Genomic DNA, 26,188 nt, shown 5'->3' with positions numbered 1-26,188 from the left:
GGGTCACTCGTCTCCCACCGGAGGCGGGTGACGCGTCTCGGCGACGATGGCCCGCGTCGCCACCGCGACGGCCCGCCGAACCGCCGGGGACAGTCCCACCCCGAACCCGACGTCGGTGCCCTCGACCGCGTAGACCACGACCCGACCGGGGGCGGTCCCGAGAACACGTGCGAGCGCCAGTGCGGCAGAAGGATCCGTGCCGTGGCTGCCCAGCACGCCCGGTGCGTCGCCGACGGCCCATCGGTGCAGTCGTCCCGGTCGCGGACGGGTGCGCAGGACGAGATCGACCACGATCACCGACCGCATGCCGGCCCACGCCGCGAGCAGGTCGACCGTGTCGTCGACCGTCAGGACAGTGGTCGTCGAGGGCAGGCGCCCGTCCAAGGCCCGGATCACTGCAGGACCGAAGCCGTCGTCGCGCCGGTACTCGTTGCCGAGCCCGATCACCGCGGTCCGCGGTGTGGAGGTCATCGTCGGGTCACCCGCAGGTCCAGGAAGTGTGTGGCGCACGAGATGCAGGGATCGTGGTTGCGGATCGTCCGTTCGCACAGCGCGGTCAGCACCGCGTCGGGGAGTTCGAGATTCTCGGCGATGCGGTCCACGAGGTCGGCCTCGATCACGTCCTGATTCTGGGCGGTCGGCGGCACGATGTCGGCGGCCCGGATCGATCCGTCGTCGGCCAGCACGTACCGGTGGTACAGCAGCCCCCGCGGTGCCTCGCTCACCCCGTGACCGGTGCCGGCGCGCGCGGTCACCGGCAGCGCCGCGGGCTCGGGACGCTCGTACGAGTCGATGATCCGCAGCGCCTCCTCGAGCGCATACGCCACTTCCACTGCCCGAACGACGATGCTGCGGTACGGGTTCCGGCACTCGTCGCCCAGCCCTGCCGCGTTGGCGGCATCCCGCGCAGCGCCGGTGAGCTGCCCGCCGTTGAGTGAGTACCGGGCCAGCGGCCCAGTCAGGTACGGCGCGCCGTCGAGCCGAGCGTGCAGCGCCGTCGAGTCCGGGACCTGCCGTTCGGTGACGTGGTCGGGGAACTCGGCGGCGGGGAATCGTCCGCCGGCGCTGGTGCGGACGACGCCGTCCTCGATCGCGTATCCGGTGTCGTCGTGCAGCGCCATCAGCATTGGGTCGAGGCGCACGTCCGGGAAGTCGAAGCCCGCGACCCAGTGGACGGTGCCGACGGCGTCGTCGAGGGCGCCCCGCAGCGTCCGCGCGAGCGGCGCCAGTTCGGCGCGGGTCGGGGCCCGGTAGAAGCCGCCGACCCGGATGTTGACCGGATGGATCGGCCGCCCGCCGATCGTCTCGAGGATCGCGTTGCCGGCCTTCTTCAGTGCCAGTCCGCGTTCGACGGCGCCGCGGTCGCGGCGGGCGAGTTCGATCGAATCGGGGACGCCGAGAAAGTCCGGCGCGTGCAGGAAGTAGATGTGCAGGGTGTGGCTGGCGATCCATTCGCCGCAGTACAGCAGCCGCCGCAAGGTCCGCACCCGCGGATCGACCGTGACCCCGCACGCCTGCTCGAGCGCGTTGCACGCGCTGACCTGGTACGCGACCGGGCAGATGCCGCAGATGCGGGACGTGATGTCGGGCGGTTCCCGGAAGTCGCGCCCGCGCAGGAACGCCTCGAAGAAGCGTGGTGGCTCGTAGATGTCGAGCCGGGCGTGCTCGACCGCGCCGGACCGAACCGTGACGTCGAGCCGGCCCTCTCCCTCGACCCGGGCCAACGCCCGCACCGTGAGCCGGCGCCGCTCCTCCTGGTCACCCGCCATGGCGCCGGCCCTCGTCGAACCCGGGGGCGGCGACGTTGAAGGTCGAGAACACCCGCCCGATGCCGTCGTCGTCCATGCCGCAGCGGCGCAACCACCCGGCCAACGACGCGATGTTCGGATCAGCAGTGGGCCCGAAACAGCCGTAGCAGCCGCGGGAATGGGCGGGGCACAGCGCGCCGCACCCGGCGTGCGTGACCGGCCCCAGACACGGGGTGCCGTCGGCGACCATCACGCACGTCAGGCCCCGACGCTTGCACTCGCTGCACACGCTGGTGTCCGGGACGTTCGGGGTGCGGCCGGCGAGGAACGCGGCGATCACCTCGATCAGCTGACCGCGGTCGATGGGGCAGCCGCGCAGTTCGAAGTCCACCGGCACGTGCGCCGAGATCGGCGTCGACGTCGCGAGCGTGTCGATGTACTCGGGGCTCGCGTACACCGCGGCCGCGAACTCGGCGACGTCACCGAAGTTGCGCAGCGCCTGCACCCCACCGGCGGTCGCGCACGCACCGATCGTGACCAGGTGCGAGGAGGTGTCCCGGATCCGGTGGATGCGTTCGACATCCTCGGCGGTGGTGATCGACCCCTCGACGAGGGAGAGGTCGTACGGGCCTGCCACGGTCGAACTGGACATCTCGAGGAAGTGTGCGATCTTCAGTTCCGTTGTCACCGTGAGCAGTTCGTCCTCGCAGTCGAGCAACGACAGTTGGCAGCCGTCGCACGACGCGAACTTCCACACGGCCAGGGTCGGTGGTGGGTCCATCACAGCTCCCGGGTGTGCAGCAGGGAATCGGCGACCGCGTAGTCGACGACCGGGCCGTCGCGGCAGAGCAACAACTCGCCGAGTTGGCAGTGCCCGCACACGCCGACACCGCACTGCATGTTCCGTTCGAGGGAGACCTGCACGTGGCGACGGTCGACGCCGTGGCCGACCAGCATCCGCACCGAGAACCGCATCATCGGCTCGGGCCCGCACAACAGCGCGTGGGTGCGGTCCGGGTCCACCCTCAACCGGGTGAGCACCTCGGTGACGAAGCCGACCGGACCGGTCCAGTCGCGGGCAGGCCGGTCGATGGTCACCACCACGTCGATGCCGGAAGCCCGCCAGCCGTCGAGGTCGCGGCGGTAGAGAATCTCGTCGGGACTGCGTGCCCCGATCACCAGCGTGACGTTCCGGTACCGCCGCCGGTGTGCGACGACCGCGAGCACCGGTGCGCGGACCGCCGCGAGTCCGAACCCGCCCGCGACGATCACCAGATCGCCGCCGACCGCGCCGCCGAGGTCCCAGGCCGTCCCGTACGGCCCGCGCGCGCCGACGACGGCGCCCAGCGGGGCGTCGTGCAGCGCGGCGCTCGCCGAACCGACGCTGCGCACCGTGTGGGTGAGGACGCCGTCGGACCGTGTCGGATCCCCGCACACCGAGATCGGAACCTCCCCGACACCGGGGGAGGCGAGCATCATGAACTGGCCGGGCCGGAACCGTGGCAGCGCGGCAGCGACCGGTTCCAGGTCCAGGGTGACCGAGTCGTGCGTCTCGACCGTGCGGCGGCGCACGCGGTGGGCCGTCGGGACCAGCACCGACACCGCCGCGGTCACGACGCACCCGGATTCGCGTACAGGTCGAGCAGTCGGGCCCGGGTCGCCTGCAGCCGATCGAGCAGCAGACCCGACATCGCGCGGGCGACCGAGTACCCGAATGCGGGATCCCGCTCGGCGGCCTCCTGCAACGCCGCGACGTCGAGTTGCAGGGCCTCGGTGGGCACGGCGGCTCGCGCCCCGAAGCTCCACACCTGAGGGGGTCGCAGCCACGACCACCCCAGCACGTCACCACCGGACAGCGTCTCGATCACCACGTCGCCGCGACCCGGCACGGCGGTGCTGAGCAGCACCCGCCCGCGTCGCAGCACCCAGCACCGCCGTGCGGGTTCGCCCTCGTGGAAGACGACCTCGTCCGGCACCCACAGGGTCGGGGTCGCCAGATCCTCCAGCCGGTCCCGCGCCGCAGCGGACAGGCCCGGCAGCAACAGCGGATCCGTCACGGCCGCGGCTCCCCGGGCGCGGCGTTGCCGTTGGGGACGTCGGGTAGCGCTCCGGTGAGCCGCGCGGCCTCGGCGGTGATGTCGATGCCGACCGGGCACCAGTCGATGCAACGCCCGCACCCGACGCAGCCCGACGAGCCGAACTGGTCGAACCATGTGCCGAGCTTGTGCGTCATCCACTGGCGGTAGCGGCTCGCGCCGCTGGTGCGCACGTTCCCGCCGTGCAGGTGCGAGAAGTCCAGTTCGAAGCACGAGGCCCAGCGCTGCCGCCGTTCCGTGCCGTCGGCGCCGAGTTCGCTCACGTCCTCGGAACTGGTGCAGAAGCAGGTGGGGCACACCATCGTGCAGTTCCCGCAGGTCAGGCAGCGGTCGGCGACGTCGTCCCACACCGGTTCGTCGCGGGCGGCGCGCAGTAGGGATCGCAGGTCCACATCGGGCATCGACCGACCCATCCGTCCGCGCGCGGCGTCGACGGCGGCGTGCGCGTCGTCGGTGTCGGCCGGGGTGGCGGCGGTGTGCGGGATGCGCGCGAGCAGTGCGCGTCCGGTGTCGGTGCCGACCTCGACGACGAAGCGGTGCCCGCGGTCGTCGATGCGTTCGGTCAGTGCCAGGTCGTAGCCGCTGCCGGCGTCGGGGCCGGTGCCCATCGAGGCGCAGAAACACACCCCGCCGGGTTCGGTGCAGTTGACTGCCACCACCACGAGGTCCGCGAGCACCCGCGCGGTGTGGCCGTCCGGGTCCGCGCCCAGCACGGTGCCCAGCGTGCCGATCGCGGCGAGGTCGCAGCCGCGCACCCCGAGGAAGGCGAACCGCTGCTCCTCGGGTTCGGCAACGGTGAAGGTGCCTCCGGACTCCGACCACAACGCCCGGTGCGGTGGATGGACGAACGTCTTCCACGACATTGGTCCCGCCGAATGCGCGAAGACCGCGCCGTCGTCCCGCGGATGCAGTCGGTACTCGCCCGGCGCGGTGACCACCCCCCACCCGTCGGGCAGGTCGGCCCCCGACTCGAGATCGGCCAGCACGACGGCGCTGTCGTGGACCGTCGGACCCACCACCCGGCGCCCGTCGGCACGCAGCACGAGAATCAGGTCGTCGAGGCCGCGTCGATCGATCACCGCTGTGTTCGTCGTGGCCATGGCACTCCTTTCGTCCATTGGCGCAGGTAGGCCGAGTCGTGTGAAGGGCCGTTCGGCCCTGGACCGGGAATTGCCTGCCCTCCACGATCGGAGGGGGCGGGCGCCCCGGCCGCGCCACGGCCCGGATCCGAGGGAGGCGCCCCACGATGCCGGCGATCGTCACGCTCACCATGAACCCGGCCCTCGACATCTCGACGACCGCCGAGCGTGTCGGGCCGACCGACAAGATCCGCTGCAGCGGACCCCGCTACGACCCCGGCGGCGGAGGCATCAACGTCGCCCGGATCGCGCGAGTCCTGGGCGAGTCGGTGGTCGCGGTGTTCCCGGTCGGGTCGGACACCGGCAGAGTGCTCGGGGGACTGCTGGACCGGGAGGGGGTGTGGACCCGTCGCATCCCGATCGAGGGCGCGACCCGGGAGAGTTTCACCGTCGACGAGGACTGTTCCGGTGAGCAGTATCGGTTCGTGCTCCCCGGCCCCCGGGTGACCCGCGCCGAGCAGGAACAGTGCCTGGTGATGCTCGAGGAAGTGGCCCGCGACGCCCGGTACATCGTTGCGAGTGGTTCACTGCCGCCGGGGATCTCACCGGACTTCTACGATCGGGTTGCCGGCACTGCCCGCGACCTCGGGGCGCGGTGTGTGCTCGACACCTCGGGAAAATCGTTGCAGTGCAGTGAATCCGGTGTGTATCTCCTCAAGCCGAGCATCCGGGAACTGCGGGAGCTGAGCGGGGACGACCTCGTCGACGAGTCCGCCCGGATCGGTGCGGCCCGCGCGCTCGTGGACTCCGGGCGATGCGAGGTGGTGGTGCTGTCGATGGGTGCGGGCGGTGCCCTGGCGGTCACTGCCGACTCGGCCGCCCGGTTCGCCGCCATCCCGATCGCGGTCCGCAGCGGAGTCGGCGCCGGGGACGCGATGCTTGCCGGCATCACCGTCGGACTGGTCCGGAACCTGGCCCTGCACGACGCGGTGCGGTTCGGCATCGCCGCGGGCGCCGCGATGCTCAGGATGCCCGGCACCCGTCCGTGCCGGCGCGAGGAGATCGAGATGCTCTACCACCGCGCCCCGCCCGCCACCGTAGTGGACGGCGACCGGGTGGAGTCGTAGGAGCGAGGCGGAGCGGATCGGTGGCACGCACCTCGGCAACCGAGCCCGTCGAGGCGGCGGCGGGACTGTCGTCCGCCGCTGCGGCCGCACGCCTGCGCACCGACGGACCGAATGTTCTGCCGACCGTGCGACCGGTGCCTGCCTGGCGCAAACTCCTGGCCGAGTTGACCCACTTCTTCGCGCTGATGCTGTGGGTGGCAGCGGTGCTCGCGCTCGTCGCCGGAATGCCGCAGTTGGCGATCGCGATCGTCGTGGTGATCCTGGTGAACGGCATCTTCGCGTTCGTGCAGGAGGAACGGGCGGAGAAGGCATCCGATCGGCTCCGGGACCTGTTGCCGTCCGCGGTCACAGTTCGTCGGGACGGTGAACCCCGAACCGTGGAGGCGGCCGACGTAGTCGTCGGTGACGTGATGCTGCTCGCGAGCGGCGACCGGATACCCGCCGACGCCCGCCTGCTGGACACGGACGATCTCGCGGTCGACGAATCGACGCTCACCGGTGAGAGCGAACCGGTGCGCGCAGCGGGCGGTGACAGGGTGTCGGCGGGCACCTACGTCGTGTCCGGACGTGGGGACGCGGTCTGTATCGCGACGGCCGACGACACCCGGCTGGCCGGGATCGCGTCGCTGACCGCCGGTGTGCGCCGACCCCGCAGCCCTCTCGCCGCCGAACTTCACCGCGTCGTGCGGATCATCGCCGTGCTCGCGATCGTCGTCGGGTGCGCCTTCTTCGGGCTGTCGCTGCTGGTCGGCTCTCCGGCCCACAACGGCTTCCTGTTCGCGGTCGGTGTGACCGTCGCCCTGGTCCCGGAGGGACTCCTGCCGACCGTGACACTGTCGTTGGCGATGGGTGCCCAGCGAATGGTCCACCGGCACGCCCTCGTCCGGCACCTCGAGGCCGTGGAGACACTCGGGTCGACGACGGTGATCTGCACCGACAAGACCGGCACACTCACTCAGAACCGGATGACGGTAGTCCAGGCATGGACCCCGGTCGGAACCGTCACCGTCACCGGCGACGGATACGAACCGACGGGGCAGGTTGCCGGTTCCGCCGCCGCACGCGCCGCGGGACAGCGGGTGGGGCGGGCCGCGGTCACCGCCTCGCAGGGCGGGATCGCGTTCCACGACGGGACGTGGTCGGTGGTCGGTGACCCGATGGAGGCAGCGATCGATGCCTTCGCGCGCCGGGTGAGCGGTGGGACCGGCCCGGTGCGCACACGGACGGACCGCCGCTACGTCTTCGACCCTCGGCGTCGCCGTGAATCGGTGGTGTCCGGCCGGACGCTCATGCTCAAGGGTGCGCCGGACTCCGTTCTCCCGCTGTGCACGGGACCCGATCGGGCCACGCTCGAGTCCGCGCACCGGACCGTCGACGAGATGGCAGGTCAGGGACTGCGAGTGCTGGCGGTAGCCGAGAGGAACCTTCCCGGTACCTCGACGATCTCGGACACCGACACGCCGATGTCGGTTGCCGACGCCGAGCGGGATCTGACGCTGCTCGGGCTGTTCGCGATCGAGGACCCGCCACGGCCGACGGTGACCGAAGCGCTCGAGGCGACGCGACGCGCCCACATCAAGGTCGTCATGCTCACCGGGGATCATCCCGCGACGGCCCTGGCCGTGGCGCGGGAAATCGGTCTCGTCGATCCCACGGGTGACGCCGAGGTCCTCGTGGGGCGCGACCTCCCGGCCGACGACGCCGCACTGGGCGAACTGCTCGACCGCGACGGCGCCGTCGTCAGTAGGGTGTCGCCGGAACAGAAGCTGGCCGTTGCCCGCGCCCTCCAGTCGCGGGGTCACGTGGTGGCGATGACCGGCGACGGTGTCAACGACGGTCCCGCGCTGCGCGAGGCCGACATCGGCGTCGCGATGGGGCGGGGCGGCACCGACGTCGCTCGCGCCGCCGCCGACCTCGTGCTGCTCGACGACGACTTCTCCACGATCGTTGCCGCCGTCGAGCAGGGGCGTGCGACCTACGCCAACATCAGGCGCTTTCTCACCTATCACCTGACGGCCAACGTCGCCGAGCTCACGCCGTTCGTCGTCTGGGCATTGTCGGGTGGCCACATTCCCCTCGCGATCGGTGTCCTGCAGGTGCTGTGCTTCGACATCGTCACCGACCTCCTGCCCGCTCTCGCGCTCGGTGGGGAACCACCGAGCGCAGGTGTGATGGATCGCGGTCCTGAGCGACGCCACCTCATGGACCGCGCGTTGTTGACCCGCGTGTTCGGGGTGCTGGGCCCCGTGGAGTCGCTGACCGAGATGCTGGCGTTCCTGACAGTGCTCATGCTCGGGGGCTGGCACTTGGGCGCCGGCGCGCCCGACGGTCGAGTGCTCGTCACAGCCTCCGGGAGCGCATTCACCGCGGTCGTGCTCGGCCAGATCGCGAATGCCTTCGCCTGCCGGAGCGCGACCCGGTCGCCGTGGCAGATCGGCTGGCTGACCAACCGGATGCTGGTGTGGGCGGTGGCCGCCGAGTTCGCGATCCTGATCGTGCTACTGACTGTCGGCCCCGTCGCCGCGGTGCTCGGACAATCGCCGCCGTCGGTCGTGGGGTGGGCGATTGCGCTCGTCGGTATGCCGGCGCTGATCGCGGCCGACTACGGGAGTAAACGGATCCGGCACGCACGCGCGCCGACGTGAACTCGGACAGCGGGCGTCGTCACGGACGCGACAGGCGCACGTCGGCCACACCCGATCGCGCGGCCAGCACGGCGGCCTGGGTTCGGCGCTCCACACCCAGCTTGCCCAGTAGTCGGGAGACGTAGTTCTTGACCGTCTTCTCGGCCAGGAACATGCGCGCCGCGATCTGTCGATTGGTGAGACCCTCCCCGAGCAGGGTGAGTAGCCGCTGTTCCTGTGCGGTGAGGTCCTCCGGGATCGGGGTGCGTCGACGGCGAGGTCGCGGCGTGGTTCCCGCAGGCAGTGGCAGGGTGCGGCCCGCTCCGACTTCCCGGACCGCCTCGATGAGTTGCATTCCGCGAATGTCCTTGACCACGTAGCCCTTTGCGCCCGCAGCGGCGGCGTCCTGTATCGCGCGCTCGTCGTGGAAGGCGGTGACGATCAGGCACCGCAGATCGGGAAGCCCGGTGCGCAGTTGACGGCAGACGTCGATTCCGTTGCCGTCCGGTAGACGCACGTCGAGCAGCACCACATCCGGCCGCAGTGCAGGTATCCGTGCGAGGGCCTGCGAGCGGTTCTCTGCCTGCCCCACCACTTGTATGCCGTCGTCCGTCTCGAGCAGTTCGGCGAGTCCGCGGCGCACGACCTCGTGATCGTCCACGATGAACACGGTCAGCATTCTCGGCACCTCCCAGGTGCATACCCGTCCGATCGTACGACGATCCGCGGGCCGCGGGCCGTGGCAGGACTTCCGGCCCTATCCCGGCGGGCCCCACGCGGCGACTATGGGTGCACGCGAGGTGCGTGGAGGTCGCCGTGGACACAATCGGAACGAAAGCCCCGGTGGTGGTCGGAATCGACGGATCGTCCACATCGTTTGCCGCGGTGAGTTGGGCGGCGCGGACCGCCGGGCTGCACGATTGCCCGTTGCGCATCGTGACTGCGCTGGGCGCGCCCACACCGTACGGCGACGGGGTCCGGCTCCCGCCGAGCTACTTCGCCGACCGCGACCGCGCCGCGCACACCAACCTCGAGGAGGCGGCCGCGATCGCGCGGACCACTGACACCCCTACGAACATCACCGACATCGCCACGGAGGTTCTCGACGGCCCCGCGCGTCCGGCGCTGATCGAGGCGTCGACGTCCGCACGGATGGTCGTGGTCGGCAGCAGGGGTCTGGGCCGGGTCACGGGCGTGCTGGCGGGGTCGGTGGCCGTGGCCCTGGCCGCGCACGCCCACAGTCCCGTCGTGGTGATCCGACGCCCGGCCCATCTGGTATCCGGCGGCCGCTACGTCGTAGTCGGCGTCGACGGCACGGAGAACGCCGGGCCGGCACTCGCCGCGGCGTTCGGGGAGGCGTCACTGCGGGGATCCGGGCTGCTCGCGATCCACACGTGGTCGACGTTCGAGCTTTCCACTGCGTTCGACGACCAACTCGATCTGCAGTGGGACGAGGTCGAGGTCGCCGAGCGGGCAGTTCTGGCGGAGTGTCTCGCCGGATGGCGCGAGCGCCGCCCCGAGATCGAGGTGACTGCGCTGGTCGTCCGCGGCAACGCTGCGGAGGAATTGCGGATCCGGGCCGCCGACGCCGAACTGCTGGTGGTCGGCTCGCACGGGCGTGGAGGCTTCGCCGGAATGCTCCTCGGGTCGACCAGTTCCGTCCTGCTGCACTCGGCCGACTGTCCACTCATGATCGTCCGACCGTGACCGCCGGAACCGAGAGGACACGCCCGTGGACGCCCCTGCCGACCAACTCTTCCTCCTGGCCGGGTCGTCGGTCTCGTTGACCGACGCGATGGCGTATGCGTTCCGGCAGCGGCGTCCGTGCGTGGTGTTCTCGGAGGACCGCCCTGACACAGGGCATCAGACGCCCAGGTGATCGGATGCCGGGGGATCAGGACCGATGACCTTGGGCCCTGGAACGGGTCCGGTCGACGGGTGTTTGCTGAAGAGGACTCTCGCACCACCACGAGGAGCGGAGATGACAACTCAGTCGGGCCCGGTCGGGCAACCGTGGACCGCGTCGATCGACGATCTCGGGTCGGCCGACGCCCCATCGGTGGGTGGCAAGGCCGCGAATCTGGGGGAACTCGTGCGCGCCGGATTTCCGGTGCCACCGGCGTTCGCGATCACCGAACGGGCGTATCTCGCCGCGATGGACGCGGCCGGTGTCCGGACCGAACTCGCCGACCGCGGCGCAACTCTCCGTCGCACGATCGACGACGCCGATCTCACCCGTGCATCGGAGGAACTGCAGGGCCTCGTGCGCGGGGTGCGGCTCCCCGACGACATGAGATCCGAGATCGCTCGCGCCTACCGGGATCTCGGGCCCGACGTCCCTGTCGCGGTGCGCTCGTCGGCCCCGGCTGAGGACGCCGCCGACACATCGTTCGCCGGAATCCACGAGAGCTACACCGACGTCGTCGGAGACGAGGCACTCGTCGACGCGGTACTCGCCTGCTGGGCATCGCTGTGGACACCACGCGCTCTCACCTATCGGAGCATGCGGAACTACGAGGAGGAACCGTCGATCGCGGTCGTCGTGCAGCGCATGGTCCGCTCCGACCGCTCCGGTGTCGCGTTCACCGCCGACCCTCGCACCGGTGACCGGGATCGCGTCGTCGTGGAGGCTGCCCTCGGGTTGGGCGAGGTGATCGTCGGTGGCCAGGTCGAGCCCGACACCTACGTCGTCGCCAAGGACGATTTCGTGCTGATCGACAAGCGCATCGGGGTACAGGCGTTCGCGATCCGCCCCGGCCGCCACGGCGATGAGCGGGTCGACCTGTCGCCCGACGAGGGTGCCCGCCAGGTCCTCGGCCTCTCCCAGGTGCGGGAGATCGCAAAAATTGCTGCGGCAGTGGAGAAACACTACGGGGTGCCGCAGGACCTCGAGTTCGCGGTCGAGGACGGTCGGGTGTGGCTCGTCCAGACGCGTCCCATCACCACACTCGGAGATCGGCCGTCGGCTTCCGCGGACACCACGACCGGTGCCGCCACACTCCTGGTCCGCGGACTCGGCGCCGGACCCGGCACCGTGACCGGAACGGCACGCGTGCTCACCGCCCTCGAGGATTCGAATCGACTCGAGGACGGCGACATTCTCGTCGCCCCGATGACCCGCCCGGACTGGCTGCCCGTGCTCCGGCGCGCTGCGGCGATCGTGACCGACGGTGGCGGAGTGACGTGCCATGCGGCGATCGTCGGCCGCGAACTCGGACGGCCCGTCGTCGTCGGCACCCACGAGGCCACCACGGTCATCGGCGACGGCACCGTGATCACGGTCGACGGCGACGGCGGGACGGTGTTCGCCGGCGCCCCGCCGCATCCCGCCCGTTCGGAACCCTCCGCACCGGCCCGCGGCGCCCCGAGCACTGCGATGAACGAGCCAACCGCCACGGCGCTCTACGTCAACCTCGCGACCCCCGACGCCGCGGAGTCCGTCGCCGCCACCGACGTGGACGGCGTCGGACTACTGCGCGCCGAGTTCATGATCACCGGCGCGCTCGGCGGCAAACACCCCGCGGCGATGATCGCCGCCGGCCGCCGACAGGAGTACGTCGACGAGATGTCCGCTGGTGTCGAGCACATCGCCGCCGCGTTCGCGCCCCGGCCGGTCGTCTACCGGGCGGTGGATCTGCGGTCCAACGAGTTCGCGGAACTCGAGGGCGGTGACATCGAGCCGGACGAGGACAATCCGATGATCGGCTATCGCGGCTGCTTCCGGTACGTGCGCGAGCCCGAACTGTTCTCCCTCGACCTCGACGTGCTGCACCGTGTCCGGCGGCGGTTGCCGAACGTGCACCTGATGATCCCGTTCGTCCGCACCCGCTGGGAACTCGCGGACTGCCTCGCCCAACTCGACGCGCATCCGCTGGGCGCCGATCGTCGGATGCACCGCTGGATCATGGCCGAGGTCCCGTCGGTGACGTACTGGATCCCCGAGTACGCCGGACTGGGCATCGACGGGGTGTCGATCGGCAGTAACGACCTCACACAGTTGATGCTCGGCGTCGACCGCGATTCCGAGGTGTGCAAGGACCTGTTCGACACAATGGACCCGGCCGTCCTCGATGCGATCGACCGGATAATCGACCGGGCCCGACGGGCGGGGATGACGACGTCACTGTGCGGGCAGGCGGTCTCCACCGACCCTGGTCTCGCCGAGCACCTCGTGCGGAGGGGGATCACCTCGGTGTCCGTGACTGCGGATTCGGCGACCCGTACCCGTCGGGTGATCGCGGCCGCCGAACGTCGCATCCTGCTCGATCACGCCCGCGCCGCGGACCGAACCGAGGAATGAGTCGATGCGTGCCGGCGACATCATGGAGCGGGGAGTCGTCACGGTGGGCGAGCATGCCTCGCTCGCCGACGCGGTCGGGTTGCTCTGCACCGACCCCCGCGCCACCCTCCACGTCGTGGACGCCGCGGGTCACCTCGTCGGCCTGGTCACCGCCGCCCACCTGCTCGAGCCGATTCGCGCGGTCCTGGCCGCGGTCGAACGCTCGACCGGAGGCGACGCGACCACCGACACTGTCGCCGACGCGATGAGCACGCCGGTCGTTGCGGTGCGCGCCGACACCGACATAGGCCACCTCGCGGCCGCGCTGACCGACACCGACACGGTCGCCGTGGCCGTGGTCGATGGATTCACCCCGATCGGCACGGTTACCCGGCTCGAACTCGTCCGGGCGCTGACCGGGCTCGGCACCCGGCAACGCCAGGACGGGGGCACCACCTGACCGCCGGTCCGCAGCGGATCGGTCAATCGGCGGATTTCACGTCGATGCTCCTGCCCCCGGTTCCCGTCGCCGTCAAGGCCACGGTGACCTCCAGGATCCCTTTCGCATAGCTTGCTTCGACCTGGTCCTCGTCGGCGCCGGCCGGAAGGGACACCGACCTGTTGAACGATCCGTACGAGAACTCCGACCGACCGCTCTCCGACCGCTCCTCGGTCCGCTCGGCCTCGATCGTCAGTCGACCGTCCTCGACGTTGACCTTGATGTCCTCGGGGTCCAGGCCCGGGAGTTCGGCGCGCAGGACGTACTTGTCCTCGTCGACCCGGTCCTCGACTCGAATCAGGTTGCCGCCGAAGGGGGGACGGAAACCCGTGACGGGGAACGCGTCGAACAGCTCGGTCAGATCGGGAAAGACGGACCGGCGGCGGGCAGGAACATTCGACATGGCCACTCCTCACTGTCGTGCAGCCTCGGAAATCGGCTGTCTCCCCATTCGACGCCCGTTGCGGACTGCTGGGGAGGGCCGTTGGTCACAGCCGTCTACCGGCGGCACTCACTCGGTCGCGGGAGCCGACCAGACGACCCATGTGCCCTCGCCCGGCACCGAATCGAACGCGAACGTGCCCCCGACCTCGTCGGCCCGGGCGGCGAGGTTCGTCAGCCCGCTGCGCTCGACGTCCGCGCGGGCGCCGCACCCGTCGTCGGAGATCTCCACCGTCACCCGGTCTGCCACCTCGACCGTGACTCGGAGCGTCTCGGCCCGCGAGTGCCGGACCGCGTTGCTCACCGCTTCGCGCACCACCGCCTCGACGTGGTCCGTGACCACCGGTGTCAGCGTTTCCAACTGACCCCGGATGCGCAGTTCCGTCGCCGCCGGGGAGTTCGCGGTCAGGGCCGCCACGGCCCGCCGTATCCGCCGGCCGAGACTGCCTGGTTCGCCGCCGTCATGGAGGTCGCGGATCGCGCTCCGGATCTCCGCGACCACCGCGTGCAGTTCGTCGATCGTCGTGTCGACGCGGGCTCGCGACTCCGGTGAGGCGGGATCCCGAAGGGTGCCGTGCAGCGCCAGACCGGCCGCGAAGAGGCGTTGGATGACATGGTCGTGGAGGTCGCGCGCGATGCGATCCCGGTCGGCCAGCAGTTCCAGTTCGTGCCTGTCGCGCTGCGCGGAGGCCAGCCGCAGTGCGAGTGCCGCCTGATCCGCGAAGGAGGTCATCAGGTCCAGCTGATCGGAGTCGAAGGCCGGACGTCCGCGGCGCCGCAACGTGACGAGTAGCCCCGTGACCCCCTTCGTGGCGCGGAGAGGAACGATCAGCGCCGGCCCGAACGTGTCCAGGACGCCGTCGGGCGGCGAGCACGCGAGGCGGTCCGCGCCGCTCGGCAGGTCCGTCCACACCGATCGCCCACGGCCCGCAGGAGCAACCGAGACGACACAGCCCACCGCCTGCGCGGATCCCGGTCCCGAGGCAACAGCGATCTCCAGTTCGTCGATCTCGCCGGTTGCGGCGTCCGGGTCGGTCGGCATCGCGAGGAACGACTGATCCGAGTCGGTGAGTTCCAGGGCGTGGTCGGACACGATCTGCAACACACCGTCAGGATCGCCGCCCGCCAGGAGCGCGGTGCTCACCTCGTGCAGCGCTTCGAGGCGACGCTGCCTCGCATGGGATTGCTCGTACAGTCGCGCGTTGGCGATCGCGATTCCAGCCTCGGACGCCAGTGCCCGGGCCAGGATCTCGTCGTCGGTGGTGAACGGCGCACCGTCCGCCTTCTCCGTCAGATACAACGCCCCGTGCACCGTGCCGCGCAACTGGATCGGAACACCCAGAAACGTCGTCATAGGTGGATGACCAGTGGGAAAGCCGACCGAGGACGGGTGGCGGCGCAGGTCCTCGAGTCGTAGCGGAACCGGATCGTCGAACAGCACACCCAGGATCCCGCGTCCGTGTGGAGCCCGGCCGATGGCGCGCACCGTCTCGGGGTCGAGACCCTGGTGCACGAAATGGGACAGCTGGCTCTCGTCGGGGCCGCGCACGCCGAGTGCCCCGTAGCGAGCGCCGGTCAGGCGCATACCGGCAACCACCACACGGCGCAGTGTTTCGGGCAGATCCAGATCTGCTGTGATGTCGAGCAGCGCCTGCACCAGCCCCTCGAGCTGATCCCGGGTACGGCACGACGCGGCGATCATCTCGCCGTCGAGTTGATCCGCGGCGTCGGTGAGGGTTCCACGCTGTTTCGGAGTCCGGGGCACGGCGTCATCGATTCGTGCATCTACAGGGCAGCGGCGATCGAGTCGATGTGGCCATCGAAAGCTCGTCGCCATCCGTGAACGAGAATACGGGAGCCGGATGCGCGGCGTCAGCGTTCTCTCTCGGGGAGTTCTCCTGCGCGACGCAGAAGGTACCGCCTCTCGACGTCGTTTCCGGTGAGTTCTGCAGCCGCACGGAACTGTTCACGTGCTCGGGTGTCGTCGCCGAGTTGTTCGAGCAGATGTGCCCGAACGGCACGGGCACGTTGTGCGACGAGCGGATCGTCCGTGATCCGGTGATCCCGCTCGAACTCGTCGAGAAGGGCGATGCCGCGTCGTGGGCCGAAGGCGTGCGTGACGGCGACGACCCTGCTCAGGCGTACCGGCGCGGTGGGCTGCAATCGCTCGAGCCACAGGTAGAGGGCAGCGATCTGGGGCCAATCGGTCTCCGCGGCCGTCTGCGCCTGCGCGTGAGTTGCGGCGATGGCGGCTTGGAGCTGATAGGGGCCCACATCGTTGTGCGCCCAGGCCTGTTCGATCAGTCGCCGGCCCTCCGCGGTCAGCCGCTCGTCCCACAGTGCGCGGTCCTGCTCGGCGAGGGGGACGAGCTCGTCGTCCCCGTCGGTCCGAGCGGAGCGGCGTGCCTCGGTGAGCAGCATCAGTGCGAGCAGGCCGGACGCCTCGGGGTCGTCGGGCAGCAGATCGCGCAGCATCCGGGTCAGCCGTGTCGCCTCCACCGTCAGATCGGTCCGGGTGAGTGCGTCCCCGGCGGTGACGGTGTAGCCCTCGTTGAAGACGAGATAGAGCACGCGCATGACGGTGGCGGTGCGCTCCGCGAGTTCCTCACCGGAGCGAATCTCGAAGCGGGCCCCGGCCTTCTTCAACGTCTGCTTGGCCCTGCTGATCCGGGTACTCATCGTCGCTTCGGTCGTGCCGTAGGCATGCGCGATCTCCGCCGTGGTCAGGCCACCCACCGCGCGCAGGGTCAGGGCGACTTGGGAGGTCCGGCTGAGCGCAGGATGGCAGCACAGCAACAGCAGTTGCACGCTGTCGTCACTGTCGCCGGGGGCGGTGCCGGTCCGTACGGGATCGACCAGCACCGCATCGGCGTACGCGACTTCCTCCTCGCGGCGGCGAGCCGCCTGCTCGGACCGGACGAGATCGACCATCTTGCGATAGCCGACGCGGATGAGCCAGCTGCGAGGTTCCTCGGGGATCGCGTCCTCGCGCCACGTCCGGCTGGCCACGAGCAGTGCTTCCTGGGTGGCGTCCTCAGCGAGCTCGAATCTGCCGAAGCGGCGTACCAACGCGCCGACCACGTGCGGCGTCTCGGTGCGCAGCACGTGCTCGATGCGCCGGTGCCCAGTTCCGGGAGCGGACGCCGAAGGTTCCATCAGGCGAAATCGTCACCCATGATCGGCCGGATCTCCATCGGCTCGCCGAGCACGTCGACCATCCGGGCCACGATGTCACGAGCGCGTTCGAGGCTCGAGCATTCGACGATCGCGAAGCTCGCGAGTACCTCCTTCAGTTCGGCGAAGGGGCCGTCCGTCGCGACGACACCGGTATCCGTCTTCCGGACGGTGGTCGACACCGCCGGGTGCCCCAGGCCCTCGCTCAGGACGAACTCACCTGTCTCGCGGAGTTCGTTCTCGAACTTCTGGTAGGCGGCGAAGGCGGCCATCGCGTCGTCGCTGGGGACGTCGGCGGTCTCGGCGTCCCAGGCTTCCGCGGGCGTGTAGCTCAACAGCAGGAACTTCATCGCTCTCCTCGGTTGTTTCGTTTCTGTTGTCAGCCTAGGCTTTTCGCGGGGTCTGTGTGGTCCGACATGCCGTGGCGCAGTCCGAGTGAGTACACCGTGACCCACGTGAACGCGACCAGTCCGGTCACCGCGATCTGCACGCTCGACTCGGACGGAGACACCGGCACCAACAGCACGAGCGCCGTCACGCCGTGGCCGACAGCGGCCCACACGTGGTGGCGTCGGAACGCGCGCACGAGCAGCACGATGCACGCCGCGGCCAATGCGACGAACGACAGGGCGGCCGCCGCGGAATGGATGACGGAGTGCCAGGACATCTCCACCGTGCCCGCCGGCGCCCCGATGGGGAAGCCGTTCTGCGGATCCATCGGGAAGCAGCCGGCGACGACGAATCCGACCCCGAAGATGCCGAGGAACACGGGCGCACTGCGGGCGCCGGTGCCCTTCGGCACCACTCGTCGATGCGCGACCGCCAGGGCGAGCACACCGAGGCCCGCCAGCACGAAACTCACCGCCTGAATCCAGCCGAGGTCGCCGGTGGCGAGCTGACTGAGGGGATGGTCGCGAAGGTCGAAGCCGCTGCGCGTGAGCGCCTGCACGGTGGACGAGAGGTAGAACAGTGGACCGGCGATCGCCGCGGCAGTGAGCAGGAGACGCGTCCGCCCGTCCGCTCGCTGCGTCGCGCGGTCGTGAAGTGTGGTGATGGCCATGTCGTCCTCCGGTGATCGTGGCGTCCACCGCCCGGATCCGGGCGGTTCTCACGGACACCACGGAGCCGGAGTCGCTGCTTCGACATCGCCGCCGAAGAAATCGGTTGAAACTTCTTCGCACACGATGTCGAGAACTCGATGTCGGCTCCGAGGTATCCGCGAGAGCAGCCACAAAGACGCTGCTTCGGACCGGACAGGGAGCACATCATGAGCGACACCACCAGCACCACCAGCAACACTCTTGACGCTTTCGAGCAGGGCGAGCCGGCGCGGCCCAGCGACAGGGTTCGAGCCCTCGAGCGGCTCGTCGGCACCTGGACGGTCACCGGGGGAGCCGAGGGCGCCGTGCGGTACGAGTGGATGCCGGGCGGGCACTTCCTCGTCCAGCACGTCGAACTCGAACAGTACGGCCAGGCCGTGACGGGGTTCGAGGTGATCGGGCACCTGCACCCGTTCGGGGAGCCGGTGGGCGAGGAGGTCGTCTCCCGGTTCTACGACTCGGAGGGCAACACGTTCGACTACGTGTACGAACTCGACGGTGACGTCCTCACCATCTGGGCCGGTGCACACGGCAGCCCGGCGTACTTCCGCGGCACCTTCGCCGATGGCGACCGGACGATGACCGGTGACTGGGTGTACCCCGGTGGCGGCGGATACCCCTCGACGATGACGCGGCGGTAGTTGGCGTCGCGCCGGTCGAGTGCCGGCGCGGCGCTGCCGTCTCCGGACGTTTGTGCCCCGGCTGTGGGGGGTAGGTCATAGGCGTGATCCCCACAAGACGTCGGGATCACCGGGTTCTTGAAGTGCCGCACACGGTTCGCCCGCGATCGAGCGAGGAGTTCACATGATCATCATCGGACTTGTCATCCTGATCGCAGCTGTTGCGATCGGCGTCGCGGGCGTCGTGAACAACACCGGTGGCGAGCATCTCGTGCGTGACGACTTCACGATCTTCGGCGTCCAGGTGACCGGATCGACGGGGACGTTGTTCCTCGCCGGCCTCATCGTCGGCGCGGCGGGAATGCTGGGCCTCGCTCTCCTGCTCGCGGGATCGCGTCGACACTCGCGCAGGGAGCGCCAAGCGCGGCACGAACTCGCACGCCGCGAGTCGGTGTCGGCTGTCGGTGACGGTGGCGCCGTCACCGCGCCGACAACGCGGTCCGCGGCGCACGGCACGGCTCCTGTCAGGAGTTGGCGGCACCCGTTCGGGGGCGGTGCCACCGCTGTCGGGAGCCCGCACCCGACGCATTGACCGGATCCCGTCCGAATCCCGCGGAGGAGGGACGAACGGGCACGGTTCGCCGGGAGTCGCGCCGGTGAGTCCAGTCCAGGCAGGGAAGGGCCGATGCACTGTGAAGATCGGATACAAGTTGTTCGCGGAGGCCTACTCGCCGCCCGAGTTGGTTCGTCAGGCCGTTCGCGCGGAGGAAGCGGGTTTCGATTTCGTCGAGATCAGTGACCACTTCCACCCGTGGCTGCACGATCAGAACCACTCGGGCTTCGCTTGGTCGATCCTGGGTTCGATCGCAGCGAAGACATCGACGCTCGACTTGGCCACCGGCGTGACCTGCCCGTTCGTTCGCTATCACCCCGCGATCGTCGCGCAGGCGGCGGCAACGACGGCTCTGCTGTCCGACGGCAGGTTCACTCTCGGTCTGGGAACCGGAGAAAAGCTGAACGAGCACGTCGTGGCCAGGGGCTGGCCACCGGCGTCCACTCGTACTGAGATGCTGCGCGAATCGATCGAGGTCATCCGTCTGTTGTGGGGCGGTGGCTATCACAGCTACACCGGGCGTCATGTCCAACTCGAGGACGCGCGGGTCTTCGATCTGCCCGACGAGCTTCCGGCGATCGTGGTCGCGGGCTCGGGTGGACCGGCGGCCAGGGTCGCAGCCGAACTCGGCGACGGACTGTTCGCGACGGAAGCAGACCCGGAGTTGATCGAGACATACCGGAACGCGGGTGGGGTGGGACCGCGCTATGCGGAGGTACCGCTGTCGTGGGCGCCGACCGACGACGCAGCACTGAAGTCGGCGCACAAGCTGTTCCGCTTCTCGGCAGCAGGCTGGAAGGTCCAGGCCGAGCTGCCGAACCCCGTCAACTTCGAGGCAGCGTCCTCCCTGGTCCGCGAGTCGGACACTGCAGACAGCTTCGGCTACGGACCCGGCAGGGAGCACCATCTCGCGAGGGTGCGGATGTTCGCCGACGCCGGTTTCGATCATCTTGCCCTCGTGAATGCGGGACCTGACATCGAGGGATTCTTCCGCTTCTACTCGGACGAACTCGAGCCGGCGCTGTCGACGCTCACCTCGGCCTGAGAATCGGCCTGACAACGTCCGACAACGACTGCACCGGCCTCGGAACCGTGAAAGAGGCCGGTGCACTTCACTTGTCGTCTGATCGGCATCGAGGCCGGTGCGCTACTTGTCCTGTTCGGCTCGCTGGCGCGCCTCGTGTGCCGCCGCTTTGCCGCGCGCCTTCTCCGCCGCCGCTTCCTTCTCGGCCGCTTCTCGTTGCGCCGCCGCCTTGTCTTGCTGGGCCTTGCCCTCGCGGACCAGATCGTCCTGACCGGTCACGGCGCCCGTGGCCTCCTTGGCCTTACCTTTCACGCCCTCGACGACTCCTTTGACGGCCTCCGCGGGTCCCGACTTGTCCTTGTCCGACATGACGCGACCTCCCTTCTGCAGATCTACGGTGCGCACGTGGGTACCCGACCGGTCCCGCCGACAAACATGGGCCGGACCTCCCGTAGTAGGTCGCTCCAGGTCAGTGGCCTCGTTGATCGCCGAGTGATGCATTGTCGAGTCGTTTGACCCGCTGATGCTCGGTCAGAACGAGAACCGTCCCGGCCACCAGCGCGCAGCCGCAAACGATCCCGGCGATCCAGGCCCATCCCGCGAAGCCGTAACCGGCCGCGACGAGTGTGAGGCCCAGTGCGACGATCGCGATGCCGATCAGCGCATATCCGGGCCAATTCCGTGAGTCTTCGATGGCCTCGCCGGGGTGCTCCCGGGTTGTGTGTGCGAGGTCGCGAGGGTCGTTGCTGTTCATTCGAGCCTCCCGGTGTCGAATCGATTCCCCCACCGCGCCGAATCTGCCGGTGGGGCCGGTGCGTCGTTCATCGATTGTCGTCCACCTCGGTCGATCGTGCACGGAACGGAACTCAGCGCACTGTCGGTACTCGGTTCGGCGGCAACGCAATGCGGGAAGAAGCGGGACGGCGCCGTGCCGGTGCCGCTCGCACCCGATGCGGTGCCACGCCGACCAGATCATTCGTGAGCGAGACACTCCGCGAGCAGCTCGAGTGCATAGCGTGAGGTCTGTTCGACGACGTCGGATGGTCCTCCCGGAAAATGCTTCCGCTCGGCAGTCACGGTGCCACGGTCGAACAGTCCGACCCAGACGGTGCCGGGCTCCTGTCCGTCCTGCGGATCAGGACCGGCCGCGCCGGTCACCGCAACGACGGTGTCGGCGTCGAGCAGTCTCGCCGTCGCGGCAGCCATCCTGCGAGCGCTCTCCTCGGACACGACCGGCCCCGGGGGCACCCCCAGCAACCGATACTTCACCTCGCTCGAATACGCGACGATGCTGCCGCGATACCAATCGGAGGACGAAGAGGCTGCGCCGAGAAGGCAGGAGATGTGCCCGCCGGTCAGAGATTCGGCGGCGGCGACAGTTCGAGCGCTGCCGAGCGCCAGCTCGGAAATCTTCTCTGCCGCAGCCGAACTGCCGTCGCTCGCGGTGACTGTCATCGTTCGGTTATACCCCTGTGGGACCGGATGGTGCCGGCCTGCGGTGGTGTCGGGTCAGGTCCGTGCCGGGTGCGTCAATACGTCGAGTAGAGGCGAGTCTGCGGCCAGTGCCGATTCGACGGTCGGGTGACACTCGAAGGATCGTCGCGTTCCTGTGGCAGCGAGAGCGCGTTCGACTCCATGCGCTGCAGTGACGAGCCTGAACCCGACACTGTGTCGAAGGGTCAGATCCCTGGCTTCGACCAGCGCGGAAGTGCCGTCGATGCTGAGGAACTTCACGAGGGATAGATCGAGCACGATGACGTCTCCGGGCGCCAATCCGGCGGGGGCCTCGCCGAGCAGAGCCCCGAACGCGCGACGGAAGCTGTCGATCGTGCTCATGTCCAGATCGTCCGTGATGTCGACCACGAGTGCCGTGGAATGAGGCGTGTGGGTGGCTGTGGCGCCATCGACGCAGACGCGACGCATGGCCCGTGTTGAAACAAGAAGATCAGGCACGTTGTGCCTCCAACCGGTTGGAACGAGCCCGAAGTGCCTGTCGAACTGCCGACGGGGGACACCCGCTCGCGACGGTGGCGAATGCACCATCTCTGATGTGGCGGCAGGCTGTTCACTCAACCTCCCTCGTTTCTAACACTGACTTGCCCGGTTGTACAGCGGGAGCGAGGGCGCCGATGCGGTCCGGGAGCCGTCACGAGGGGGGAGGGCGGCTGATCGACTATCTCTCCACACGTTCGCGAAGCTTCGCCAACGTGTCCGACAGGATGCGCGAAACGTGCATCTGGGAGACGCCGATTCGCGCGGCGATCTGAGACTGGGTCTGGTCTCGGAAGAAGCGAAGCAACAGGACGGTTCGTTCTCGCTCCGGTAGGTCGTCGAGTATGGCGCGCAAGGTCTCGTGGTCGTCGATTCCGGCCAGCGCGTCGTCGTCGCCACCCAGCAGATCGCCCAGTGTCGATCCGTCTTCGGAGCGGGCCGCCGCGTCCACCGAGAGCGCCTGGTAGCCACTGGCGGCCTGCAGGCCCTGCTCGACGTCTTCCTCCGTGACGCCAAGATCCACGGCGATCTCTCGGAACGTCGGCGACCGGCCGAGCCGTTGTGACAACGCCGAGGACGCTCGGGTGATCTCGAAGTGAAGTTCCTTCAGCCGCCGCGGCACCCGGACAGCCCATCCGGTGTCACGGAAGTGACGTCGCACCTCGCCCATGATCGTCGGCACCGCGAAGGCGAGGAAATCGGAACCACGGTCCACGTCGTAACGATCCACCGCATTGAGCAGCCCGAGGCGCGCGACCTGCACGAGGTCGTCGAACGGCTCACCGCGCCGATCGAAGCGGCGGGCAATGTGCTCCGCCAGGGGCAGGCACCGGGTGATGATCGCCGACCGCAGTTCGTCGCGAGCGACGTCGTCGCCGTCCACCGACGCCAGTGCCGTGAACATGGGCTTCACGTCGCCGTACTCGTCGGACCGGTCGGCGGTTCGGGAACTCATGCAGCGTCTCCACACCGCACGGTGAACGAGATGCTGACACTCGAGTATGCGCCGTCGCCGTTGCCGTGGTGCCGGTGGAGTTTCAGATCGTCGGTCAGTGTGCGTAGAACGTGCCAGCCGAACCGGCGCTCGTAGGGGCCGTCGACATCTTCCCCTTCGGTGGCCACACAAGCCGCGAAGTGCAGTGAATCAGGCGACACGCGAAACCTGCACACGACCTCGCTGCCGGTCAACGCGATCCGAAAGAGAGTGCTGCAAGCCTCGTCCACTGCCAGGCGCAAGTCAGCGATCTGGTCCAGGGTCATTCCGCACTGCTCTGCCAGCGATGCGGCCACGCTCCGAATCGGACCCAGTTGTGAGGCGTCGGCCGGAGCGCGTAGTTCGATCACCGCTCCCGAGTTCTCGGGCTTCCTCGTGGAAGCGCACGCTTCGCTCATGACTCCTCGCTTCGACGGTGCCTGTTGATCCGATCGGCGTCGGCGAGTGAGTAATTCCCGAACCGCGCGCATTCCAAACTCGTGGGCGAGGATCGATGTCGTTCCCGATCTCACTCGTCGGCGAGAAGTGGACCGAGGGGCCCGAGATCGATGTTGAGATCCTCGGGTTCGAGTCCGAAGTGGTTGCGCAACTCCTCCATCTTCTCCTCGAGCAGCATCAAGGTGGTTCCGATGCGTTCGATCTGGTCGTCGGAGAGATCGCCTGCGTCCACACGGCGCAGCGCCTGGCGTTCCATGAGCTGGCGCAGCAACTCGACGAGCGTGAGCACCAACGCCACGAGGCCGCGTTCGACCGAGTCCGGGTCGGCGTCGATCCTTTGACGAAGCGACGACGGGCCGGGGCCCGATGCCGGGTCCCCCGTCGGGTGCCTGTCGTCCGGTGAACCGTTCACTGCGGAATCTCCGGCGGTCCGCCGGGGGGAGGTGTGAGTGCACTGACCGACGACACGAGTGTGCGGAGGGAGATGTGCACCATGTCGACATCGGCGATCGAGAGTGTGATCTCGCCGGCAACGACCACACCGCCGCCGAGGACTCGATCGAGTAGGTCGACCAGGGCGATTCGGCGATCGGGGGCCGCGCTCATCGAATGTTCTCCACCGAGGTGAACGAATACGGCGGCCATGGCCCGGTGAAGGCCAGTTCGACGTCGTCGAGGCGTGCATCGAGTTGTTCGACCGCAGCGATGAACTCGCGACACCGCTTGTTGTCGACCAGGAACGACGCGTTGAGGATCTCCGGTGAGCGATGTGTGGACAGATCGGGAGGAGAAGGCGGCTGGCGAACGCCTGCCACGGCCGACCGGCCCAACTCGGAGAAGATCTCATCGGCCCGCCGGGCCGCAGCGGATTCGGATTCCTCACGTGCGGCTGCCTTCGCGCGTCGTTGCATGAGATATGCCGTCCCGGAGGGCCTGCCGGACTGCTCGGATGTGGTCCGCTGTTCCGGGCGGGGCCGATCGAGGTATGCCCGCACGCCCCACTCTGCGCGGTCGGTGATTCGCTCGAGTGCCTCGCCGAGTTGTTCGGCATTGTCGCGCAACATCGTTCGCACTCGATCGGCGTCGAAGTACACGGTCGCCAGACGGAGAGGCACGGTGGCGCCGCCGGCACAGATCGAGGCGACGACCGCATCGTGACGGCGGGCCGTCTCGGACAGCCAGTCGAGGTCTTCGAGATTACGGCGCAGTGCCTCCTCCCCGAACGTGTCGAGACGCACGGTGCCGACGACGGCAGTGAAACCCGAGTCGGTGACCGTGCGCAATTCCTCACCGGCCACGCCTCGAATGCCCGAGATGCCGCCGGGGAATGGACTGTCGCTGGTCACCGCGTACACCCACACGCCGTCGTCAGAGGTCATCCTGGCGCTCCTCGTCCGCTGCCGGTTCCAACGGTTCCCTTGCCTGCGGCGCGGCGGCGGTCCGGCCGTCGACCCTTTCATGACCTGCCTCGAGCGCCTCGACTCGAGCGCGCAGACGCTCGTTCTCCAGCTTCAGGTCACTGCTGCGTCCCGACAGCCACGGGTCGTGCTCCCACCAATCGATTCCGACTTCACGGGCCGTCTCGAGCGACGCGATCACCAAGCGCAGCTTGATCGTGAGGAGTTCGATGTCGAGAAGGTTGACGCGGATGTCACCGGCGATGACGATGCCCTTGTCGAGAACGCGCTCGAGGATGTCGCCGAGGTTGGCTGGCTCGTGCCCAGCTCCGCCGAGACCCTGGCTGTACTGCTGTGGGTAGTTCGATCCGCCTCCTGATCTCGTCACTGCTGCGCTCCCTTCTCGGACCGCCCCCGCGTGTACTGTCGGATTCTTCTGTAGGACAGGAGCATCCCGTCCATGTCGAGAACCACGACGTAGATGGCCAATACGTCGGAAGACGACGGGATCCGCCGATCCTCCACGACCTCCACTTCGACGGACCATCCCTCGTCGCTGGGTGCGACGGACACTGCCCCGATCGGCGTCCTGCCGGTGAGTGCGGCGATCTGTCGGGCGGCCTCGGCCGCGGCCTCGGGTGCGCTCAGGTCGCTGTGCTCGTCCGGATCTCGTGGGCCGGACATCGGTCACTCCTCTCCGTCCGGGGCTTCGACGTCCCTCGTTCGCGTGACCCGGTCGAGGATTTCGTCTTCGGCACCTGCGGCGTCGTCCTCCGAGATCTGCCCCGAACGCCGGCGCTCCTCGATCGCCTCGAGGTCACGGCGCATCGCAGCCGGACTCGTCGTCTCTTCCTCCACCTGGCGGCGAACGACCTCCCCGATCCACACCACGCCCCGGACCGGAGCCAGTGGCAGTCCGAAGACGGCAGAGAAGAGGCCCATG

32 protein-coding genes are annotated in these 26,188 nt (G+C 69.0%); 8 read left to right on the top strand and 24 right to left on the bottom strand.

Annotated elements, in window-relative coordinates:
- Positions 1-3: 3 nt before the first annotated feature.
- From IJ15_RS0108875 to IJ15_RS0108850, 6 genes are read right to left on the bottom strand one after another with little or no spacing between them, the layout of a single operon-like run.
- Positions 4-471, bottom strand: coding sequence for a hydrogenase maturation protease (locus tag IJ15_RS0108875; RefSeq protein WP_031937980.1), 468 nt, complete (start codon positions 469-471; stop codon positions 4-6).
- On the bottom strand, positions 468-1,769 hold the full coding sequence (locus IJ15_RS0108870) for a Ni/Fe hydrogenase subunit alpha (RefSeq protein ID WP_031937979.1): 1,302 nt from the start codon (positions 1,767-1,769) through the stop codon (positions 468-470). Before IJ15_RS0108870 ends, IJ15_RS0108875 begins: the two co-directional genes overlap by 4 nt.
- Positions 1,759-2,529, bottom strand: coding sequence for an NADH-quinone oxidoreductase subunit B family protein (locus IJ15_RS0108865; RefSeq protein WP_031937978.1), 771 nt, complete (start codon positions 2,527-2,529; stop codon positions 1,759-1,761). The genes IJ15_RS0108870 and IJ15_RS0108865 overlap by 11 nt, the downstream gene beginning before the upstream one ends.
- The gene (locus tag IJ15_RS0108860; RefSeq protein ID WP_031937977.1) at positions 2,529-3,362 is read right to left on the bottom strand and encodes an FAD/NAD(P)-binding protein; all 834 of its coding nucleotides are present in this window, start codon (positions 3,360-3,362) and stop codon (positions 2,529-2,531) included. The genes IJ15_RS0108865 and IJ15_RS0108860 overlap by 1 nt, the downstream gene beginning before the upstream one ends.
- Positions 3,359-3,805 (bottom strand): Crp/Fnr family transcriptional regulator, encoded by a 447-nt coding sequence (locus tag IJ15_RS0108855; RefSeq protein WP_031937976.1) that lies wholly within the window; start codon positions 3,803-3,805, stop codon positions 3,359-3,361. Before IJ15_RS0108855 ends, IJ15_RS0108860 begins: the two co-directional genes overlap by 4 nt.
- A complete protein-coding gene (locus IJ15_RS0108850; RefSeq protein WP_231569469.1) occupies positions 3,802-4,944 on the bottom strand; it encodes a 4Fe-4S dicluster domain-containing protein in 1,143 nt (380 codons plus the stop codon). Before IJ15_RS0108850 ends, IJ15_RS0108855 begins: the two co-directional genes overlap by 4 nt.
- A gap of 146 nt (positions 4,945-5,090) precedes the next feature.
- Here IJ15_RS0108850 and IJ15_RS0108845 point away from each other — a divergent pair, with 146 nt between their 5' ends.
- Both IJ15_RS0108845 and IJ15_RS0108840 read left to right on the top strand, forming a co-directional pair.
- Positions 5,091-6,050 (top strand): 1-phosphofructokinase family hexose kinase, encoded by a 960-nt coding sequence (locus IJ15_RS0108845; protein ID WP_031937974.1) that lies wholly within the window; start codon positions 5,091-5,093, stop codon positions 6,048-6,050.
- A gap of 20 nt (positions 6,051-6,070) precedes the next feature.
- Entirely contained in the window at positions 6,071-8,695 is a 2,625-nt protein-coding gene (locus IJ15_RS0108840; protein WP_031937973.1) for a cation-translocating P-type ATPase, read from the top strand.
- A gap of 19 nt (positions 8,696-8,714) precedes the next feature.
- Here the strand turns inward: IJ15_RS0108840 and IJ15_RS0108835 are convergent, their stop codons facing one another.
- Positions 8,715-9,353: a response regulator transcription factor gene (locus tag IJ15_RS0108835; RefSeq protein WP_031937972.1), complete on the bottom strand. Its 639-nt coding sequence runs from the start codon at positions 9,351-9,353 to the stop codon at positions 8,715-8,717.
- A 137-nt stretch (positions 9,354-9,490) separates the two neighbouring features.
- Here IJ15_RS0108835 and IJ15_RS0108830 point away from each other — a divergent pair, with 137 nt between their 5' ends.
- The 3 genes from IJ15_RS0108830 (at position 9,491) to IJ15_RS24860 (ending at position 13,413) form a co-directional block, all read left to right on the top strand.
- Positions 9,491-10,381, top strand: coding sequence for a universal stress protein (locus IJ15_RS0108830; RefSeq protein ID WP_231569468.1), 891 nt, complete (start codon positions 9,491-9,493; stop codon positions 10,379-10,381).
- Between the two features lie 274 nt (positions 10,382-10,655).
- Complete coding sequence (gene ppsA, locus IJ15_RS0108820; RefSeq protein WP_031937970.1) at positions 10,656-12,974, top strand: phosphoenolpyruvate synthase; 2,319 nt, start codon at positions 10,656-10,658, stop codon at positions 12,972-12,974.
- Positions 12,975-12,978: 4 nt separating this feature from the next.
- The gene (locus IJ15_RS24860; RefSeq protein WP_037135334.1) at positions 12,979-13,413 is read left to right on the top strand and encodes a CBS domain-containing protein; all 435 of its coding nucleotides are present in this window, start codon (positions 12,979-12,981) and stop codon (positions 13,411-13,413) included.
- A gap of 22 nt (positions 13,414-13,435) precedes the next feature.
- Here IJ15_RS24860 and IJ15_RS0108810 read toward each other — a convergent pair whose 3' ends face one another.
- The 5 genes from IJ15_RS0108810 to IJ15_RS0108790 all read right to left on the bottom strand — a co-directional run bounded on the left by IJ15_RS0108810 (position 13,436) and on the right by IJ15_RS0108790 (position 18,127).
- Positions 13,436-13,855, bottom strand: a complete 420-nt coding sequence (locus IJ15_RS0108810; RefSeq protein ID WP_031937969.1) for an Hsp20/alpha crystallin family protein — start codon at positions 13,853-13,855, stop codon at positions 13,436-13,438.
- Positions 13,856-13,963: 108 nt separating this feature from the next.
- Positions 13,964-15,658, bottom strand: a complete 1,695-nt coding sequence (locus IJ15_RS0108805) for a sensor histidine kinase (RefSeq protein ID WP_081880654.1) — start codon at positions 15,656-15,658, stop codon at positions 13,964-13,966.
- 107 nt (positions 15,659-15,765) lie between these two features.
- Positions 15,766-17,049, bottom strand: coding sequence for an RNA polymerase sigma factor (locus tag IJ15_RS0108800; RefSeq protein ID WP_031937967.1), 1,284 nt, complete (start codon positions 17,047-17,049; stop codon positions 15,766-15,768).
- Positions 17,049-17,417 carry a YciI family protein gene (locus tag IJ15_RS0108795; RefSeq protein WP_031937966.1) on the bottom strand — a complete coding sequence of 123 codons (369 nt, stop codon included), beginning with the start codon at positions 17,415-17,417 and terminating at the stop codon, positions 17,049-17,051. Before IJ15_RS0108795 ends, IJ15_RS0108800 begins: the two co-directional genes overlap by 1 nt.
- A 29-nt stretch (positions 17,418-17,446) precedes the next feature.
- Positions 17,447-18,127 carry a DUF998 domain-containing protein gene (locus tag IJ15_RS0108790; protein ID WP_031937965.1) on the bottom strand — a complete coding sequence of 227 codons (681 nt, stop codon included), beginning with the start codon at positions 18,125-18,127 and terminating at the stop codon, positions 17,447-17,449.
- 207 nt (positions 18,128-18,334) lie between these two features.
- Between IJ15_RS0108790 and IJ15_RS0108785 the strand changes: the two genes are divergently transcribed.
- The 3 genes from IJ15_RS0108785 (at position 18,335) to IJ15_RS0108775 (ending at position 20,445) form a co-directional block, all read left to right on the top strand.
- Positions 18,335-18,808 carry a hypothetical protein gene (locus tag IJ15_RS0108785; protein ID WP_031937964.1) on the top strand — a complete coding sequence of 158 codons (474 nt, stop codon included), beginning with the start codon at positions 18,335-18,337 and terminating at the stop codon, positions 18,806-18,808.
- Positions 18,809-18,971: 163 nt separating this feature from the next.
- Positions 18,972-19,379: a hypothetical protein gene (locus IJ15_RS0108780; protein ID WP_031937963.1), complete on the top strand. Its 408-nt coding sequence runs from the start codon at positions 18,972-18,974 to the stop codon at positions 19,377-19,379.
- A 100-nt stretch (positions 19,380-19,479) separates the two neighbouring features.
- A complete protein-coding gene (locus IJ15_RS0108775; protein WP_031937962.1) occupies positions 19,480-20,445 on the top strand; it encodes a TIGR03557 family F420-dependent LLM class oxidoreductase in 966 nt (321 codons plus the stop codon).
- 102 nt (positions 20,446-20,547) lie between these two features.
- Here IJ15_RS0108775 and mbp1 read toward each other — a convergent pair whose 3' ends face one another.
- The 12 genes from mbp1 to IJ15_RS0108715 all read right to left on the bottom strand — a co-directional run bounded on the left by mbp1 (position 20,548) and on the right by IJ15_RS0108715 (position 26,187).
- Complete coding sequence (gene mbp1 / locus IJ15_RS0108770; RefSeq protein ID WP_031937961.1) at positions 20,548-20,793, bottom strand: microaggregate-binding protein 1; 246 nt, start codon at positions 20,791-20,793, stop codon at positions 20,548-20,550.
- Between the two features lie 100 nt (positions 20,794-20,893).
- Positions 20,894-21,178, bottom strand: a complete 285-nt coding sequence (locus tag IJ15_RS0108765) for a membrane protein (RefSeq protein WP_031937960.1) — start codon at positions 21,176-21,178, stop codon at positions 20,894-20,896.
- 218 nt (positions 21,179-21,396) lie between these two features.
- Complete coding sequence (locus tag IJ15_RS0108760; protein ID WP_031937959.1) at positions 21,397-21,879, bottom strand: CinA family protein; 483 nt, start codon at positions 21,877-21,879, stop codon at positions 21,397-21,399.
- 54 nt (positions 21,880-21,933) lie between these two features.
- Positions 21,934-22,347 carry an STAS domain-containing protein gene (locus IJ15_RS0108755; protein ID WP_051918652.1) on the bottom strand — a complete coding sequence of 138 codons (414 nt, stop codon included), beginning with the start codon at positions 22,345-22,347 and terminating at the stop codon, positions 21,934-21,936.
- A 250-nt stretch (positions 22,348-22,597) separates the two neighbouring features.
- Complete coding sequence (locus tag IJ15_RS0108750) at positions 22,598-23,371, bottom strand: SigB/SigF/SigG family RNA polymerase sigma factor (RefSeq protein ID WP_031937957.1); 774 nt, start codon at positions 23,369-23,371, stop codon at positions 22,598-22,600.
- Positions 23,368-23,808: an ATP-binding protein gene (locus tag IJ15_RS0108745; protein WP_031937956.1), complete on the bottom strand. Its 441-nt coding sequence runs from the start codon at positions 23,806-23,808 to the stop codon at positions 23,368-23,370. The genes IJ15_RS0108750 and IJ15_RS0108745 overlap by 4 nt, the downstream gene beginning before the upstream one ends.
- 110 nt (positions 23,809-23,918) lie before the next feature.
- A complete protein-coding gene (locus tag IJ15_RS0108740; protein ID WP_031937955.1) occupies positions 23,919-24,182 on the bottom strand; it encodes a gas vesicle protein K in 264 nt (87 codons plus the stop codon).
- A gap of 74 nt (positions 24,183-24,256) precedes the next feature.
- Positions 24,257-24,454: a gas vesicle protein GvpJ gene (gene gvpJ, locus IJ15_RS0108735; RefSeq protein ID WP_031937954.1), complete on the bottom strand. Its 198-nt coding sequence runs from the start codon at positions 24,452-24,454 to the stop codon at positions 24,257-24,259.
- Positions 24,451-25,227 carry a GvpL/GvpF family gas vesicle protein gene (locus IJ15_RS0108730; RefSeq protein ID WP_031937953.1) on the bottom strand — a complete coding sequence of 259 codons (777 nt, stop codon included), beginning with the start codon at positions 25,225-25,227 and terminating at the stop codon, positions 24,451-24,453. The genes gvpJ and IJ15_RS0108730 overlap by 4 nt, the downstream gene beginning before the upstream one ends.
- Complete coding sequence (locus IJ15_RS0108725; RefSeq protein WP_031937952.1) at positions 25,217-25,633, bottom strand: gas vesicle protein; 417 nt, start codon at positions 25,631-25,633, stop codon at positions 25,217-25,219. The genes IJ15_RS0108730 and IJ15_RS0108725 overlap by 11 nt, the downstream gene beginning before the upstream one ends.
- Positions 25,630-25,929 (bottom strand): gas vesicle protein GvpO, encoded by a 300-nt coding sequence (gvpO, locus tag IJ15_RS0108720; protein WP_031937951.1) that lies wholly within the window; start codon positions 25,927-25,929, stop codon positions 25,630-25,632. Before gvpO ends, IJ15_RS0108725 begins: the two co-directional genes overlap by 4 nt.
- 3 nt (positions 25,930-25,932) lie before the next feature.
- Complete coding sequence (locus tag IJ15_RS0108715) at positions 25,933-26,187, bottom strand: gas vesicle protein GvpG (RefSeq protein ID WP_031937950.1); 255 nt, start codon at positions 26,185-26,187, stop codon at positions 25,933-25,935.
- Position 26,188: the final 1 nt, after the last annotated feature.

Origin of the sequence: Prescottella defluvii (assembly GCF_000738775.1) — a bacterium.
Taxonomy (GTDB): Bacteria; Actinomycetota; Actinomycetes; order Mycobacteriales; family Mycobacteriaceae; genus Prescottella; species Prescottella defluvii.
Note: the sequence above shows the minus strand (reverse complement) of the source record. Positions and strands in the feature narration are given on the sequence as shown.